The organism is Exiguobacterium profundum (assembly GCF_042652865.1).
Lineage (GTDB): Bacteria > Bacillota > Bacilli > Exiguobacteriales > Exiguobacteriaceae > Exiguobacterium > Exiguobacterium profundum.
In genome coordinates, this window is the sequence record NZ_JBHSHG010000001.1 from 271020 (window position 1) to 286026 (window position 15007).

Consider the following 15007-nt stretch of genomic DNA (forward strand, 5'->3'; position numbering starts at 1 on the left):
CGCCGTTTGAAAAAAGAATGAAAAAGGGATGCATCCTGTTTTCCACCTTTCGGAAAAAAGCGTACACTAAATGAAGAGAAGGGGGAAGAGAGAATGATTTCACGTTTTTTTAGTTATTATCGACCACATAAAAAGTTATTCCTACTCGATTTTTCATTCGCAATTCTCGTCGGACTGCTTGAACTTGGATTTCCGCTTGCCGTTCAATGGTTCATCGACGACTTGTTGCCGGGTGGGGAATGGAACTGGATTATCATCGTCAGCATCGGCCTGTTGATTCTATACATATTGGCCATGATGATGCAGTACGTCGTCAACTACTGGGGACATAAGCTCGGCATCAACATCGAGACGGACATGCGGGAAGAGTTGTTCACGCATATCCATAAACAGTCGTTCCGCTTCTTTGACAATCATAAGACCGGCCATTTGATGAGCCGGGTCACGAACGACTTGTTCGATATCGGGGAAGTGGCGCACCATGGGCCGGAAGACTTCTTTATCGCCATCATGACGTTACTCGGTGCGTTCGGGATCATGTTCTCGATCGACCCAGAACTCGCACTCGTCACCGTTGTCGCAGTACCGTTCCTCATCATCATGATCACGTATGCGAATAAGAACATGAACAAGGCGTGGCAAAAGATGTACACGAATATCGGGGAAGTGAACGCGCGCGTCGAGGACAGTGTGTCCGGGGCACGCGTCGTCCAATCGTTTACGAACGAGGCGTTCGAAATCGGGCGTTTCCAAAAAGACAACAACTTCTATCGCGGCTCGAAGATTGAAGCGTATCGCGTCATGAGTACGTCACTCGCAGGTATCTATATCACGACGCGTCTTATGACGTTGCTCGTCCTTGTATACGGGGCGTACTTGACGTATGAAGGACAACTATCGTACGGACAACTCGTCGGCTTCATCTTGTACATGAATTTACTCATTAAGCCGATTGAAAAGATCACGGCGCTCCTCGAGATGTATCCGAAAGGGATGGCAGGGTTCAAACGATTCACGCAGTTGCTTGATGAAGAGCCGGACATTGAGAACCGAGCGGATGCGACAGAGGTCGAAACGTTGACAGGCGATATCGTCTTCGATGACGTCTCATTCGGCTATTCAGACTACCGCCAAGTGTTGACAGATATTGACTTGTCGATCGAGGCAGGGACGACTGTTGCCTTAGTCGGGACGAGCGGGGCTGGAAAGACAACCATCTGTTCACTCATTCCGCGTTTTTATGACGTCACAAAGGGTGCCATCTCGATTGACGGCATGGATATCCGGAACATGACGAAAGAGAGTTTACGTCGTCAAATCGGAATTGTGCAACAAGATGTCTTCTTATTTGCGGGTACGCTACGGGAGAACATTGCTTACGGGAAACTGGATGCGACCGATGCAGAGATCATGCATGCGGTGGAAAAAGCACATCTCGGCACGCTCGTCGAAGAGCTCGAGCACGGTCTTGATACACAAATCGGAGAGCGTGGACTAAAACTCTCCGGAGGTCAGAAACAACGCATCGCCATTGCGCGTATGTTTTTGAAAAATCCGCCGATTTTAATACTCGATGAGGCGACCTCGGCGCTCGATACGGAGACCGAGGCCATCATTCAGGATTCATTAAATGAACTGGCAGCAAATCGAACGACGCTCATCATCGCGCACCGTTTAGCGACTGTAAGGAATGCCGACCGGATTCTTGTCGTGACGGCAGAAGGAATCGTAGAAGATGGAACGCACGAAGAACTCAGTCAAAAAGGTGGCGTCTTCACGAACCTGTTACAACGTCAACAACTATAAATCGAGGGCTGCCTGATAAAGGGCGGCCCTTTTTTGGCGTGATAACAGCATTTCGTGGGTAAATACTTATGGATGAACGAAAGCGAAGGAGGCAAAATACCATGAAAGCTGTACAAGTCATAGGATATGGGGACGTTGACCAACTCCAAGTGGTTGATATCCCGAAACCGTCTCCGAAAGCAGGAGAAGTGCTGATCAAGGTACGCGCCTGCGCGATTAACAATACGGAAATATGGATGCGAGAAGGGGCTTATGGAACTGGGGAGAAGTCAGGATGGCGCCCGGAAGGCGTCCAGTTCCCACGCATTCCCGGTTCAGACATCACTGGTGAAGTCGTCGAGCTCGGAGATGGGGTCGACCAAGGGATGATGGGTCGACACGTCGTCTTATTCCCGTTCACCTCGAGCGGACCTGAGCGGAAGGAACACTTGTCGGACGATATGTCCTTTATTGGATCAGAGTATGACGGGGGCTACGCGGAGTATGTATCATGGCCGGCTGACCTTTGTTTTGACATGCCGCTTGATGATTTCGTCGAGAGTGCAGTCTTTTCCGTAAGTGGTCTCACGGCTTGGCATATGAACGAGCAGTTACACATCCGTTCCGGTGAGACGATTGTCGTCACTGGGGCAAGTGGCGGGGTCGGCTCACTCAACATCCAAATTGCGGCGAACGTATTCGGGGCGAATGTGTTCGCTATCGTCGGTGATTTGAAAAACGAGCAAGAGTTAAAAGCGCTTGGGGCGACCGAAGTGTTTTCCTACCGTTCTGAGACGCTCGCCGATGATATTATCGCTGCGAACGGTGGCCCGGTCGACGCGGTCCTCGATGTCGTGGGAGATACGCTATTTGATGTATCTCTAAACATCTTGAAAAAGGGAGGGAAGTTCTGTATCTCTGGTTCGGCGGGAGGACAGACGACCCATCTCGACTTCCGGACGCTGTACTTGAAACATATCGCGATGTACGGGTCTGTTCTCGGGACACGATATGAATTCGCGGAGATGTTGCGCTCGGTCGCCGAAGGGAAGCTAAAACCGGTCATTGACCGGACGTTCCCGCTTGAAGAGGCACGTGAGGCACAGGCGTATTTTAAACAATCGGGTAAGTTCGGAAAGATTGTGCTCATTCCGAACACATAAAAAGAGAGGAGATCTCCTCTCTTTTTCATGCGAATTTTACTTTGAGACGATCGACATAGGCGATGAACAGGCGGAACCGTTCTAGCCAAAACTGGAAGAATGGACCGATGAGGAAAATCGATAAGACGGTCCCGAAGAAAAGTGGTCCGCCGAGTGCCCAACCGATGAGACAAGCGGTCAGTTCCATCCAAGTCCTCATGGCACGGACGGACGTTTGGAAACGGTCTGCTAAGGCAAGCGTCAATCCATCGCGTGGACCGGCACCGTACCCGACGGCGACATAGAGACCAGCTCCCATGCCCATCACAAATATGCCGAATGTGAGCCAAACAATATTCACAATCATCCCTTCGAAAACAGGGAGCCATTGCTCATTTAATATCACGTTCATGAACACCCCAACGAACACCGCGTTTACTAGAGTTCCAAACTGAGGACGGATGCGGTCGAGTATGTATTTAAATAGAACGAGTAAAAGACCGACGCATAAAATCACCGTCCCGATTGAAATCGGAAGATGGTGAGCGATACCGATATGAAGGACGTCCCACGTGGAAACCCCGAGATTTGCCGTGATCATGATAGATGAACCGAGCGCGAGTAAGAACAACCCGGTCATGAAGAGACCCCATTTGAAGAGAATGCGTAAAAGGTGGATAGATCGGACGTGCACGAACATCGCCTCGTTTCAATAGAATGATTGATTTATCTTAGCACAGGCGATTGAAAAACATAAAAAAAACGTCTCAGCTTATTGGCTGAGACGTGAGTGTTATTTCTTCGATGATTTCTTTGCTTTGTTCTTTTTATAGTAATCGTAGACGAACGGTGCGACCGCCGTCGCGATTTTAATCAATGTTCCCATTTTGCCTTTCTTAGCCATTATGTTGCACCCCTTTCTCTTCTAAAAGAATATATTCCACACAATTTGATTTTGAAAACATATCTCGAGCACATTCCATCTTCATGACAAAGATTATAACCCATCATACTATAGGGTGGAGGAGGTCTAATGATGAAAACAATCATATGGTACCAAAATGATTTACGTATTGATGATCATTTACCGCTTGAAGAGGCACTTCGCCATGACGATCCGATCGAAGGTCATTTTTTTATCAGTCCGAATCAGTTCGTTGAAAATCGTTATGGCGTCATTCCACTTGGGAACGAGCGACTTCATTTCCTGAAGGAGTCGCTAGAAGATGTGGCAGGTTCGTTAGACGCACTCGGGATCCCATTTTTTGTTCATGTTGGTCATCCGCTCGAGACGCTCGACCCGGCCGACCGTCTCTTGTTTCAGCGGGCAGTCGGGTACAATGAGCGCCGACGTGAAAATGAAGTGATCAAAAAATGGAAAGGGGAGTACGAGACGTTCGGTGGATTCACGTTATTTGAAGAGGGGGACATCCCGTTCGAGAAGATGCCATTTCTCTTCACGGAGTTTCGAAAAGCGGTCGAATATGATGTACGCCCCCGAGAACTGATTTCCCGTAAGGCGACGGCTGCCACACGCGAGGTGACGTTCCCATTTTCGATTCAAGAAGTAAAGCAAGACCCGAGGACGGCGTTTCCGTTCAAAGGTGGCGAATTGGCAGCGAAGCGTCGATTGAATGACTATTTGTCCGTGCCGATTCGAACGTACAAAGAAACGAGAAATGGTTTTGGTGTCGATGACTCGACGAAGCTATCTTCTTATTTAGCGAACGGCTCGTTATCACCTCGACGGGTATTCTTTGAACTCGAGGCACATGAACGAACGCATGGGGTAAATGAATCAACGTACTGGCTGTACTTTGAACTATTATGGCGTGAGTTCTTTCAATGGGTCGCACTCGAGCAAGGGAAAAAATTATTTCAATCACAAGGCATCCGGTCGAAACGGAAAGACTGGCGAGTCGAGGCGGATGTCATTGAAAAATGGCGAAAGGGAGAGACGGGTGTTGATTTCGTAGATGCGTTTATGCGCGAACTGAATGCGACGGGATGGATGTCCAATCGGGGGCGACAAATCGTGGCGAATTATTTTTCAAAAGAGTTAAAACAAGATTGGCGTTACGGGGCTTCCTACTTTGAATCGAAACTAATCGATTACGACGTGGCGAGCAATTGGGGGAATTGGGCGTACCAGGCGGGTGTCGGGAACGACTCGCGCGACCGCCGTTTCAACATCGAGCGTCAACAGTTCACGTATGACCCGGACCGTGCGTTTCGTAACAAATGGTTGTGACCAAACTGTCACGTGAAGTCGGCGTTTCTCATTGACTTCTTTTTACAGAAGCGCTATAGTTAAATCAACAGATGGGATACCTGAGGTGTACGAGAGCCGCCTTCGTTATTTTGAGCCAACACTTTGAATACGGGAGACCGAACTGCTAACCAGATCAACTGCCTCATCACGTGCAGGAGGACTTGTGAAGGAAACGCTAGGTCACCCACCTGCATACGCAGGTTCAAAAGCAAGGCATCGTCACGGCACTCCGGGCCCCATCGATTTTTTTGTAAATACGTCGCGAGACGTCTTTTTTTTGAATATAATTCCGAGTAAAATAGTATGAGAAAATAGGATTAGTTGGAGGAAGAAATATGTTACACCAGTTTTCACGTAATGAATTGGCCATCGGCTCTGAAGGCCTTGATGCTTTAAAGAATAAAACGGTCGCGATTTTAGGCGTCGGCGGTGTCGGCTCATTTGCGGCAGAGGCACTTGCGCGCAGTGGCGTCGGACGCATCGTCCTCGTCGATAAAGATGATATCGACATCACGAACGTCAACCGACAAATCCACGCACTATTGTCGACGGTCGGTCAACCGAAAGTCGAAGCGATGGGGAAACGTCTCCTTGACATCAACCCGGACTTAGACCTCGTCCAATTGAAGATGTTCTATACAGAAGAGACATATGAAGAGTTCTTCGCTCAAAACATCGACTACGTCATCGATGCGTCAGACACGATCATCTATAAGATTCATTTAATCGTAGAATGTAAGCGTCGCGGCATCCCGGTCATCTCAAGCATGGGGATGGCGAATAAGATGGATCCGACACGCATCAAGGTCGTCGACATTAAAGATACGTCATATGACCCGATTGCGAAGATGGTCCGTACTCGTCTACGTAAAGAGAAAATCTACAAAGGCGTCCCGGTCGTCTTCTCGGACGAATCTCCAATCGTGACACGCGAAGACGTGAACGAGGTCGTCGGGAAGAAAGATGCCCCGATCCGTAAAGCGAAGATGCCACCGAGCTCGAACGCGTTCGTCCCATCGGTTGCAGGACTTGTCGCTGCAGGATACGTCATCAATGACTTGCTCGAACAAGCGGGCGTCGAAATCAACCGCATCCAAAAATAAAACGACGCTGGCTCATTTCGAGTCGCGTCGTTTTTCCCAATAATCGAGCCGTTTTTGGATTTGTTGCTCGAATCCACGTGGCGTCGGTTTATAGTAATTTGGTCGTTTTCTAGCCAAGTTTTCTGGCCAATAGTTTTGAGGGACGAACCCGTCTTTTTCGTCATGTGGATACTTGTATCCGACCCCGTTCCCGAGTTCACGTGCTCCTGGACTATGGGCATCCCGGAGATGTACGGGCACAGGGCCTCCCTCGACTGTGCGGACGTGGTGAAGCGCCTTGTCGATGGCGGTGATGACCGCATTTGATTTTGGAGCGGTTGCCAAATAGAGAACGGCTTCTGCGATTGGGATGCGAGCTTCTGGAAAACCGATGTACTCGCTCGCTCGTGCTGCTGCATCGACGATGAGAAGTGCGTTCGGGTCGCTCATTCCGATATCTTCGGCGGCATGGACGTATAAACGACGCATGATGAATCGCGGAGATTCGCCAGCCTCAATCATGACGGCTAGCCAGTATAGCGCGGCATCCGGGTCAGACCCCCGAATCGATTTGATGAACGCCGAAATGACATCGTAATGTCGGTCGCCCGTCTTATCGTATTTGATTGACTTCTGTTGAATCGACTCTTCCGCGACCTCTAGCGTGATATGAATCTCTCCGTCCACCTCAGGCGTTGTCAAGACGGCGAGTTCGAGTGCGTTCAACAGGACACGGTAGTCACCATCCGCCATTTTGATATAATGGTCTGCAGCAGCTTCATCCATTTTGACCGGATAATTTCCGAGACCACGTGAGTCGTGTAGCGCCCGCTCAAGGACGGCACGTAACTCTTCAGCACCAGGTGGCTCGAGTCGAAACACGGTCGCGCGTGACAGGAGTGCGGCGTTTACTTCAAAACTCGGGTTTTCTGTCGTCGCTCCGATGAGGACGAGCTTTCCAGACTCAAGGGCAGGAAGGAGTGCGTCTTGTTGGAGCTTATTGAACCGGTGGATCTCATCTAAAAAGAGAATCGTCCGTTCGTCTTCATAGTCGAAGCGGGACTCCGCTTCACGAATGACGTTCCGCAATTCATCGAGTTTTGCTGTGACGGCGTTCAATTGGACGAATGTCGCTTTCGTGTAATTCGAAATAACACGGGCAAGTGTCGTCTTACCGGTGCCAGGTGGACCATATAGGATAATCGTACCAAGTCGATCGGCTTCGATGGCACGACGAAGTAGCTTGCCCTCGCCGATGATATGGCGCTGTCCGATAACGTCATCTAATGTTTCGGGGCGCATCCGATTGGCGAGCGGTCCGCCATTCGATTGATGAAATAAATCAGGCATACGTAACCATTCCTTTCGACAAACGTTTGTTCGATTAGTATAACAGAAGGAGACTTGAAGATGAAAATATCTACTAAAGGCCGTTATGGCTTGACGATTATGATTGCGTTGGCACGCGAGACTGATAACAAACCGCTCAGTTTAAAAAAGATTGCGGCACGACATGAATTGCCAGAGCATTACTTAGAGCAATTAATCGGCCCACTCCGTAACGGTGGACTCGTCAAGAGCGTGCGTGGTGCGTATGGCGGCTATCAGCTCGTCAAACCGCCAGAAGAAGTGACAGCGGGTGAAATCATTCGCTTGCTCGAAGGACCGCTGGCCATCGTCGAAGAATCTGAAGCAGATGATGCGGTGAAACGGAAGCTTTGGGATAAAATCAAAGAAGCAATTGATACCGTCCTTGATGAAACGACACTCGCTGACCTCGCTGAGGAAGAGTCAGACGGCTACATGTTTTATATTTAATAATGAGGTGACTTTAGATGAACTATTTTGATCACGCTGCGACGACACCGATGCGACCAGAAGTCCTCGAAGCGATGACACCCTACTTTTTAGAGACGTACGGGAACGCGTCGAGCATCCACGGAATTGGACGTAACGCCCGGGCGGCGCTCGATTCGTCACGTCGCGTCCTCGCAAAGTGGATTGGTGCTTCACCGAACGAGATCGTCTTTACGTCAGGTGGGACGGAGTCAGATAATTATGCTTTGTTGGGTGCGGCGTATGCCCATCAAGAAAAAGGCAAACATATCATCACGACAAAAGTCGAACATCACGCCGTTCTTCACGCGATGGAGCAACTTGAGCGCGAGGGCTTCGACGTCACGTATCTCGATGTTGATGAGTCGGGAGCTGTAGATATAGAAACGTTCCGATCAGCGTTACGTGAGGATACGATTCTCGTATCGGTTATGTACGGCAACAACGAGGTCGGAACGCGCCAACCGATTCAAGAAATCGGGGAGTTGTTACAAGACCATCAGGCTCTCTTCCATACGGATGCGGTACAAGCGCTCGGTACAGAAGAAATTGATGTGAAACGTATTCATGTCGATTTATTGTCGGCGTCCGCACATAAAGTGAATGGGCCAAAAGGTATCGGTTTTCTTTTCATGAAAACAGGTGTAAAATTAGCGTCACGTTCTTTTGGTGGACAACAAGAACGTAAACGTCGAGCCGGCACGGAAAATGTTCCGGGTGCCGTCGGATTCCAAAAAGCAGCTGAACTCGTCATGGCAGAGCGTGAGGACCGAGTGACTCTCTATGCTTCGCTCGATTTGGCACTGCGTCAACGTCTTGACGAACTAGGCGTAACTTATGAGGTGAACGGGTCGAATCGTTTACCTCACATCGTGAACTTATACCTCCCTGGAATTGACCTTGAACCTTTCCTCATCATGATGGATATGCGGGGCATGGCGATTTCGAGCGGGAGCGCCTGCACGGCGGGGTCGGTCGAACCGTCCCATGTATTGTCGACGATGTACGGGGATTCAGAGCGGACGCGTCAGTCTGTTCGAATCAGTTTTGGCCACGGTAACTCGGTCGAGGACGCGAAACGGCTCGCGGAGCGACTAGAAGAAGTCGTCTCGACATTTATGAACGGAGTGAGATAGATGAATTTACGCACGAAAGCCCCTGAAGAGACGACGGTCGTCGTCGGGATGTCAGGTGGCGTCGATTCATCGGTGACGGCCCATGTGTTAAAAGAACAAGGGTATAACGTCATCGGAATTTTTATGAAAAACTGGGATGACACGGACGAGAACGGTGTGTGTACGGCGACAGAGGACTATGAAGACGTCATCGCCGTGGCGAACCAAATCGGGATTCCTTACTATGCGGTCAACTTTGAAAAAGAATATTGGGACCGCGTCTTTGAATATTTCTTAGCGGAATATCGTCTCGGTCGGACGCCGAACCCGGACGTCATGTGTAACAAAGAAATCAAATTCAAAGCATTCCTCGACCATGCGCTTCGACTCGGTGCCGATTTTGTAGCGACCGGACACTATGCGCAAGTGAAATATGTTGATGGTGAGCATCGTCTGTTACGAGGAAAAGACGACAACAAAGACCAAACGTATTTCTTGAACCAATTGTCACAAGACCAGCTCGCGCGGACGATGTTCCCGATTGGTCATATGGACAAGAAAGATGTACGTGCGATTGCCGAAGAGGCAGGACTCGCGACGGCGAAGAAGAAAGATTCGACGGGAATCTGCTTTATCGGTGAACGGAACTTTAAAGAATTCTTGTCGGAATACCTTCCATCACAGCCTGGTGAAATGCGGACGCTCGATGGCGTCGTCAAAGGACGTCACGACGGGTTGATGTATTATACACTCGGACAACGTCACGGTCTCGGAATCGGTGGCGACGGTGATCCTTGGTTCGTCGTCGGGAAAGATGTTGAGAACAACGTCTTGTTCGTCGGACAAGGGTTCCATCACGACGCGCTCTACTCAGATGCGCTGCTCGCTTCGAAACTATCATGGACGGGAGCTGCTTCATCAGGAGAGTTCCGGGCGACGGCGAAGTTCCGTTATCGCCAACAAGATGTCCCGGTCACGATCGCTCCGCTCGAAAATGGCGAGGTCCTCGTCAAGTTCGATGAGCCACAACGTGCCATCACGCCAGGACAAGCGGTCGTCTTCTATGATGGCGACATCTGTCTCGGTGGGGCAACGATTGACGAAGCGTATCGAAACGGAAAACGACTCGACTATATCGGATGAGGTGATTGATATGAACGCAAACGAACAAGGCATCCAAGCGATGCAGCAAGGTGAATTCGAACAGGCGGCCAAACATTTCAATGAGGCCATCGAAGCGAACCCGACGGACCCGACTGGTTTCGTCAACATGGGGACATTGCTCCAGGCGATCAACGATTACGATCGTGCCGTCATCTTCTATGATAAGGCGATCGAGCTCGATGGTTCGTTCGGTGCCGCTCACTACGCGAAAGGTGCACTTGCCTATGAACTCGAGCAATTGGAGTCAGCGGAGGCGTCGCTTCGCCAAGCGCTCCTTTCTGGGATGGATGATGCTGATCTTCATTTCATGCTCGGGTTGACGTATAAGGCGATGGGTGATTTCGTTCGAGCGATGCCACGCCTGCGTGAAGCGAAAAAACAATCGCCAGAAGACGTGGAGATCACGTTCCAATACGGACTTGCACTCGCACAGAGTGAACAGCTCGAAGAGGCGGTCGTTGCGCTAGAAGAGACGCTCGATCTCGATGCGAGCCATACGGATGCCCGTTACAACTTGGCAATCGCATATGCGTTCTTGGGTGACCAGGAACGAACGTACGCTGAGCTTCAACGCGTCTTGGAGATGCAACCGGATCATGAACTTGCGCGTGACGCCGTCGCGAAGATGGATGCACTGCTTGGAAACTGATTTCTTGAATAGGAAAGTGCCATCACGATTGAGCGATGGCACTTTTTTGTTGACGCGATTAGAGTTGTTTCGTTGTGATTTTGACGGGTTCTCCGGCAAACTCGCCGTACGCCTCGTCCATATTTTTCGTATACAGTTCGATGATGTTATGGCTCGGGTCTTTGAAGTACGCAGAGCGTTCTTTCCCATTTTTCGTCTCATCCTCGTCCCACATCCGAAGTTTAACAGGGACATCGGTCTCATCTAAGATTTCGAGTGCCTGTTCAAACGACTCCATCGGAACGAAGAACGCACAGTGGACGTGGACGCCACCTTCATCATAGAGCGTGTCCCATTCCGTCACGTCTTGTTTCCGATTCGCATCCTCTTCATCCGTAAAGTCGCGTTTCAACCAAAGACCTAACCGTGTGTTCCCGCCGATATAGAGCCATGTTGCCCACGGTTCGTTCGCTTGTTCTTGTGATTCACTCGGTTCGGCATCGTCTCCGACCCATTGTTCGACGACAGGAAGCCCTAATTTTTCATGCCAAAAGGCTACGGCTTCGTTCATGTCTGTCACTTCTAAAACGAGTTCACATAATCCGCTGACTGGAATTCGTTTGCCCATAGATGATTCCTCCTTCAATGTTTCATTCGAACAGTTCCCCGTTTCTTTAAATCAAAAACGCGACTAGCTGTGTTGAAGTGGGGGAATGACAACCTATAGAAGGAGGTCGAGTGGCTTGCGAAAATTTAGCATGGTCAGCGTCATTTTGTTTTTTATTGTCGAGTACGTCTGGTTGAATCAATTATTTGAATCGGTAAATGAACGATTAGCAGACGGGAAATGGACGAATACGATCTTATATCAAGTGGTCGTTGAACCACGTGGACTCTTAACGTTAATCCTTCTTTTATTCGTAGCGCTCCTTCTCGTTGGATGGGCTGTTCACTATGTATACAGTGAGCAAAAGTCTTGGCAACATACATCTGAACATGTCGGTATTGGTTGGGTCGTTCCATTGATTTTGGCAGTACTCGGATTCCTCATTCCGAACGTATATGTCCAAGTCGGGATGTTACTCCTTCAAGTAACGTTCATTCCGCTCATCCCGTTCATCCATCAGACCGTTCCATTCTGGAAAGTCGTGACGAACTGGTTGATTCAGTTGGCGGTCATCGGACTCGTCCTGTTCGGGGCGAGGGGGATGCTTCAGGACTCGATCCGCATCGAGAAGACCGAGCTCTTCACAAAACTCGAGGCATATCAGGCGTCTGGTGACTTGGATAGGATCCAGCGTTTAATTGAAGAGGTGGACCTGGATCAGGTTGAGCGCATTTTGGACCGGGTCGATATCGAACAGTTGATACGTATTTTGGAGGTCGTCGATCTCGACCGAATCGAGCAAATCTTGAGTCTATTCGACTAGGGCATTTGTTCAATCGATTCATCTCGGGCTATAATGGATGATGGAAAAATAGCTGGAGGTGTCGGATATGATGGCAACACCTTATGAGTTGACTGGAAAAGTCATTCGCGTCCTGTTTCAATCAGAAGAAGAGGCGCATACGATTGCGCTCGTACGTATAAAAGAAAAGAATTTTGAGACGGATGAGACCGAGATGGTTATCGCAGGCGTCGGAGTCGGCATTGAGAAGGGCGAGACGTATAAGGCGCACGGTCGTCTCGTCGAACATCCTCGATTTGGGAAACAGATGAAAGCGGATTGGATTCGTCGTGTCGTCCCGATGACGAAACGTGCAGCCGTCCGCTTTTTGACGAACGGGTCTTTTCCCGGAATCGGTCAAAAGACGGCGCAAAAGATTGCGGATTCTCTTGGAGACGATTGTATCGATCAAATCGTCAAACATCCGAGTATCCTGTCTGAGGTAGACGGATTGAAAGAAAAGCAGGCGCGTGTGATCACCGAACGCCTGAACGTTTTATATGGGGTCGATCAGTTGCTTTTGTTTCTCGCTCCATTCGACGTGACGCCACGTCTCGCCTCGAAAATTCATAAAGAGTATGAAGGACGGGCGATGGAGACGATTGAGAAGAATCCGTATGCGCTCATGTACGACGTACAGGGGATTGGATTCAAGACGGCGGATGCCATCGCGGCACATTTTGGGATTCAAGGCATTCATCCTGAACGCATCGCGGCAGCCGTGCTGTACGTATTAGAACTCGAGCAAGGGAACGGTCATCTCTACGTGACGGCGGAACAACTCGAAGCCGAGATGCCTCGAATCATCGGGGCTGATCCGGGTGATGCGCTCGTCACGGCGCTCGAATCGCTCGCTAAAGAAGAACGGGTCGTCATCGAGGATGGGGTCGTCTATCATCCCCGTGTCTTCCGTGCCGAACGGAAGGCGGCAGAAGAGTTGGCCCGAATCATGGCGACATCGACGACAGAGGACGTGGACATGACGACCATCTTTGACGCGGTCGGACGTGTCGAGGAAATGTTCTCGATTGAATATGCCACTCAACAGCGAGAAGCCATCGAACTCGCTCTCAAGTCACCGCTCATGGTTCTTACCGGTGGACCGGGTACCGGGAAGACGACGGTCGTTCGAGGCATCATTCATGCACTCAGCGATGTCTTCGATTGGAAGTTAGAACCCGTTCCGAACCAACCGTTCCCGTTCGTCTTGGCCGCACCGACGGGTCGAGCGGCGAAACGCCTCAGTGAGTCGACCGGGCTACCGGCCTCGACGATTCATCGGCTGTTAAAGTTCGACGGTAGTTCGTTCCAAGTCGATGAGACGAATCCGCTTGTCGGGAAAGTGCTCATCGTCGATGAGGCGTCGATGATTGACATCTTCTTGTTCCGAAGCTTGCTCAAGGCGGTACCGAACGGCATGAAAATCTTGTTCGTTGGAGACCGCGATCAGCTCCCGTCTGTCGGACCGGGGCAAGTACTTGCCGATTTGATGGCGACAGAAGGGATTCCGGTCGTCCGCCTCGACGTCGTCCACCGTCAGGCGTCGGAATCGAGCATCCTCCGACTTGCCCATTCCTTGAACGCCAAAAAGATGCCAGAAGATTTGTTGGCTTCACTGCCGGACCGGCGCTTCTATACGGCGAATCAGGAGACGGCACTTCAAGCGATTTGTCAGATGGCAGGAGCGGCTCTCCGAAAAGGATATTCACCGTTTGATATTCAAGTGCTCGCACCGACGTATCGAGGGGTATGTGGAATTGACGGACTGAATGAAGCACTTCAAAACGTATTCAATCCAAAATCAAGTGCCCGTGAAGTGAAGCATGGGACGCGCATTTACCGAAACGGTGATAAAGTGCTACAACTCGTCAACAACGCCGAGGAGAACGTCTATAACGGGGACATCGGGGAAATCACGAACATCTTCTACGCGAAGGAAAATGTCGATAAGGTCGACAAGATTTATATCCGATTCGACCAGACAGAAGTCGAGTACAACCGTAGTGAATGGGACCAGTTCACCCATGCCTACGCCATCACGATCCATAAGTCACAAGGTTCCGAGTTCCCAATCGTGCTCATGCCGGTCTTCTTCAACGGAGGATTCCGATCGTCGCGCAACTTGATTTATACAGCTGTGACTCGGGCGAAGAAGAGTTTACTCTTGTTTGGTGACGTGCGTGCGCTCGAGGCGGCGACGCGAGAAGAAGAACCGGTGCGACGGACAAAATTGGTCGAGCGCTTAGGCGGGAAGTCTTGACGTCTTTCCGAACGCGTGTGATAATGACGAATAGACAACTGAAACGATACAGACGATGAAGGAAATGAGTACGTCGTCACCGCCTCTACAGAGACATCTTCCTAGGCTGCGAGAAGATGGGGGTCGGCCGACCGAAGCTATTCTGGAGTCCCCACTCAACCTGGGCGCCTCATCCACGTTAACGGATGTTCGAGGCACGGTGTATACCGTGCGAACGAGGGTGGTACCACGAAGCGATGCTTTCGTCCCTTTCCACAGGGGCAGGCATCGCTTTT

Annotated in this window: 13 protein-coding genes and 1 other RNA gene; 11 read left to right on the forward strand and 3 right to left on the reverse strand. The window is 50.2% G+C overall.

The features are described from left to right. The first annotated feature begins 93 nt into the window (after nucleotides 1-93). Both ACFO4U_RS01390 and ACFO4U_RS01395 read left to right on the forward strand, forming a co-directional pair. Nucleotides 94-1806 (forward strand): ABC transporter ATP-binding protein, encoded by a 1713-nt coding sequence (locus tag ACFO4U_RS01390; protein WP_074037457.1) that lies wholly within the window; start codon nucleotides 94-96, stop codon nucleotides 1804-1806. Nucleotides 1807-1907: 101 nt separating this feature from the next. Further along, nucleotides 1908-2948, forward strand: coding sequence for an alcohol dehydrogenase family protein (locus ACFO4U_RS01395; RefSeq protein ID WP_215244094.1), 1041 nt, complete (start codon nucleotides 1908-1910; stop codon nucleotides 2946-2948). A gap of 25 nt (nucleotides 2949-2973) precedes the next feature. On the opposite strand, the gene ACFO4U_RS01400 is transcribed toward ACFO4U_RS01395, so the two are convergent. Beyond that, the gene (locus ACFO4U_RS01400) at nucleotides 2974-3627 is read right to left on the reverse strand and encodes a YczE/YyaS/YitT family protein (RefSeq protein WP_196430452.1); all 654 of its coding nucleotides are present in this window, start codon (nucleotides 3625-3627) and stop codon (nucleotides 2974-2976) included. A gap of 336 nt (nucleotides 3628-3963) precedes the next feature. Between ACFO4U_RS01400 and ACFO4U_RS01405 the strand changes: the two genes are divergently transcribed. The 3 genes from ACFO4U_RS01405 to ACFO4U_RS01415 all read left to right on the forward strand — a co-directional run bounded on the left by ACFO4U_RS01405 (nucleotide 3964) and on the right by ACFO4U_RS01415 (nucleotide 6302). Beyond that, a complete protein-coding gene (locus ACFO4U_RS01405) occupies nucleotides 3964-5178 on the forward strand; it encodes a DASH family cryptochrome (RefSeq protein WP_215244093.1) in 1215 nt (404 codons plus the stop codon). Nucleotides 5179-5252: 74 nt separating this feature from the next. Then, a non-coding RNA gene (gene ssrS / locus ACFO4U_RS01410) (6S RNA) lies at nucleotides 5253-5439 on the forward strand. A gap of 95 nt (nucleotides 5440-5534) precedes the next feature. Further along, complete coding sequence (locus ACFO4U_RS01415) at nucleotides 5535-6302, forward strand: tRNA threonylcarbamoyladenosine dehydratase (protein WP_159562006.1); 768 nt, start codon at nucleotides 5535-5537, stop codon at nucleotides 6300-6302. A 12-nt stretch (nucleotides 6303-6314) separates the two neighbouring features. On the opposite strand, the gene ACFO4U_RS01420 is transcribed toward ACFO4U_RS01415, so the two are convergent. Further along, nucleotides 6315-7631 carry a replication-associated recombination protein A gene (locus tag ACFO4U_RS01420; protein WP_074037449.1) on the reverse strand — a complete coding sequence of 439 codons (1317 nt, stop codon included), beginning with the start codon at nucleotides 7629-7631 and terminating at the stop codon, nucleotides 6315-6317. A 60-nt stretch (nucleotides 7632-7691) separates the two neighbouring features. Here ACFO4U_RS01420 and cymR point away from each other — a divergent pair, with 60 nt between their 5' ends. From cymR to ACFO4U_RS01440, 4 genes are read left to right on the forward strand one after another with little or no spacing between them, the layout of a single operon-like run. Beyond that, nucleotides 7692-8099: a cysteine metabolism transcriptional regulator CymR gene (cymR, locus tag ACFO4U_RS01425; RefSeq protein WP_074037447.1), complete on the forward strand. Its 408-nt coding sequence runs from the start codon at nucleotides 7692-7694 to the stop codon at nucleotides 8097-8099. Between the two features lie 17 nt (nucleotides 8100-8116). Continuing rightward, a complete protein-coding gene (locus ACFO4U_RS01430; protein ID WP_215244092.1) occupies nucleotides 8117-9253 on the forward strand; it encodes a cysteine desulfurase family protein in 1137 nt (378 codons plus the stop codon). Beyond that, a complete protein-coding gene (gene mnmA, locus ACFO4U_RS01435) occupies nucleotides 9254-10375 on the forward strand; it encodes a tRNA 2-thiouridine(34) synthase MnmA (protein ID WP_074037444.1) in 1122 nt (373 codons plus the stop codon). Nucleotides 10376-10385: 10 nt separating this feature from the next. Beyond that, nucleotides 10386-11045: a tetratricopeptide repeat protein gene (locus tag ACFO4U_RS01440; protein WP_015881191.1), complete on the forward strand. Its 660-nt coding sequence runs from the start codon at nucleotides 10386-10388 to the stop codon at nucleotides 11043-11045. Between the two features lie 58 nt (nucleotides 11046-11103). On the opposite strand, the gene ACFO4U_RS01445 is transcribed toward ACFO4U_RS01440, so the two are convergent. Then, the gene (locus ACFO4U_RS01445; RefSeq protein ID WP_074037443.1) at nucleotides 11104-11652 is read right to left on the reverse strand and encodes a VOC family protein; all 549 of its coding nucleotides are present in this window, start codon (nucleotides 11650-11652) and stop codon (nucleotides 11104-11106) included. Between the two features lie 115 nt (nucleotides 11653-11767). Between ACFO4U_RS01445 and ACFO4U_RS01450 the strand changes: the two genes are divergently transcribed. Together ACFO4U_RS01450 and recD2 are read left to right on the forward strand one after the other, a co-directional pair. Then, the gene (locus ACFO4U_RS01450) at nucleotides 11768-12454 is read left to right on the forward strand and encodes a hypothetical protein (protein WP_074037442.1); all 687 of its coding nucleotides are present in this window, start codon (nucleotides 11768-11770) and stop codon (nucleotides 12452-12454) included. Nucleotides 12455-12524: 70 nt separating this feature from the next. Then, nucleotides 12525-14732 carry an SF1B family DNA helicase RecD2 gene (gene recD2, locus ACFO4U_RS01455; RefSeq protein ID WP_251131822.1) on the forward strand — a complete coding sequence of 736 codons (2208 nt, stop codon included), beginning with the start codon at nucleotides 12525-12527 and terminating at the stop codon, nucleotides 14730-14732. The last annotated feature ends 275 nt before the right edge of the window (nucleotides 14733-15007 follow it).

Coding starts and splice junctions, on each gene's coding strand:
- ACFO4U_RS01390 (WP_074037457.1), top strand. CDS start 94: ATGATTTCACGTTTTTTTAGTTATTATCGACCACATAAAAAGTTATTC.
- ACFO4U_RS01395 (WP_215244094.1), top strand. CDS start 1,908: ATGAAAGCTGTACAAGTCATAGGATATGGGGACGTTGACCAACTCCAA.
- ACFO4U_RS01400 (WP_196430452.1), bottom strand. CDS start 3,627: ATGTTCGTGCACGTCCGATCTATCCACCTTTTACGCATTCTCTTCAAA.
- ACFO4U_RS01405 (WP_215244093.1), top strand. CDS start 3,964: ATGAAAACAATCATATGGTACCAAAATGATTTACGTATTGATGATCAT.
- ACFO4U_RS01415 (WP_159562006.1), top strand. CDS start 5,535: ATGTTACACCAGTTTTCACGTAATGAATTGGCCATCGGCTCTGAAGGC.
- ACFO4U_RS01420 (WP_074037449.1), bottom strand. CDS start 7,631: ATGCCTGATTTATTTCATCAATCGAATGGCGGACCGCTCGCCAATCGG.
- cymR (WP_074037447.1), top strand. CDS start 7,692: ATGAAAATATCTACTAAAGGCCGTTATGGCTTGACGATTATGATTGCG.
- ACFO4U_RS01430 (WP_215244092.1), top strand. CDS start 8,117: ATGAACTATTTTGATCACGCTGCGACGACACCGATGCGACCAGAAGTC.
- mnmA (WP_074037444.1), top strand. CDS start 9,254: ATGAATTTACGCACGAAAGCCCCTGAAGAGACGACGGTCGTCGTCGGG.
- ACFO4U_RS01440 (WP_015881191.1), top strand. CDS start 10,386: ATGAACGCAAACGAACAAGGCATCCAAGCGATGCAGCAAGGTGAATTC.
- ACFO4U_RS01445 (WP_074037443.1), bottom strand. CDS start 11,652: ATGGGCAAACGAATTCCAGTCAGCGGATTATGTGAACTCGTTTTAGAA.
- recD2 (WP_251131822.1), top strand. CDS start 12,525: ATGGCAACACCTTATGAGTTGACTGGAAAAGTCATTCGCGTCCTGTTT.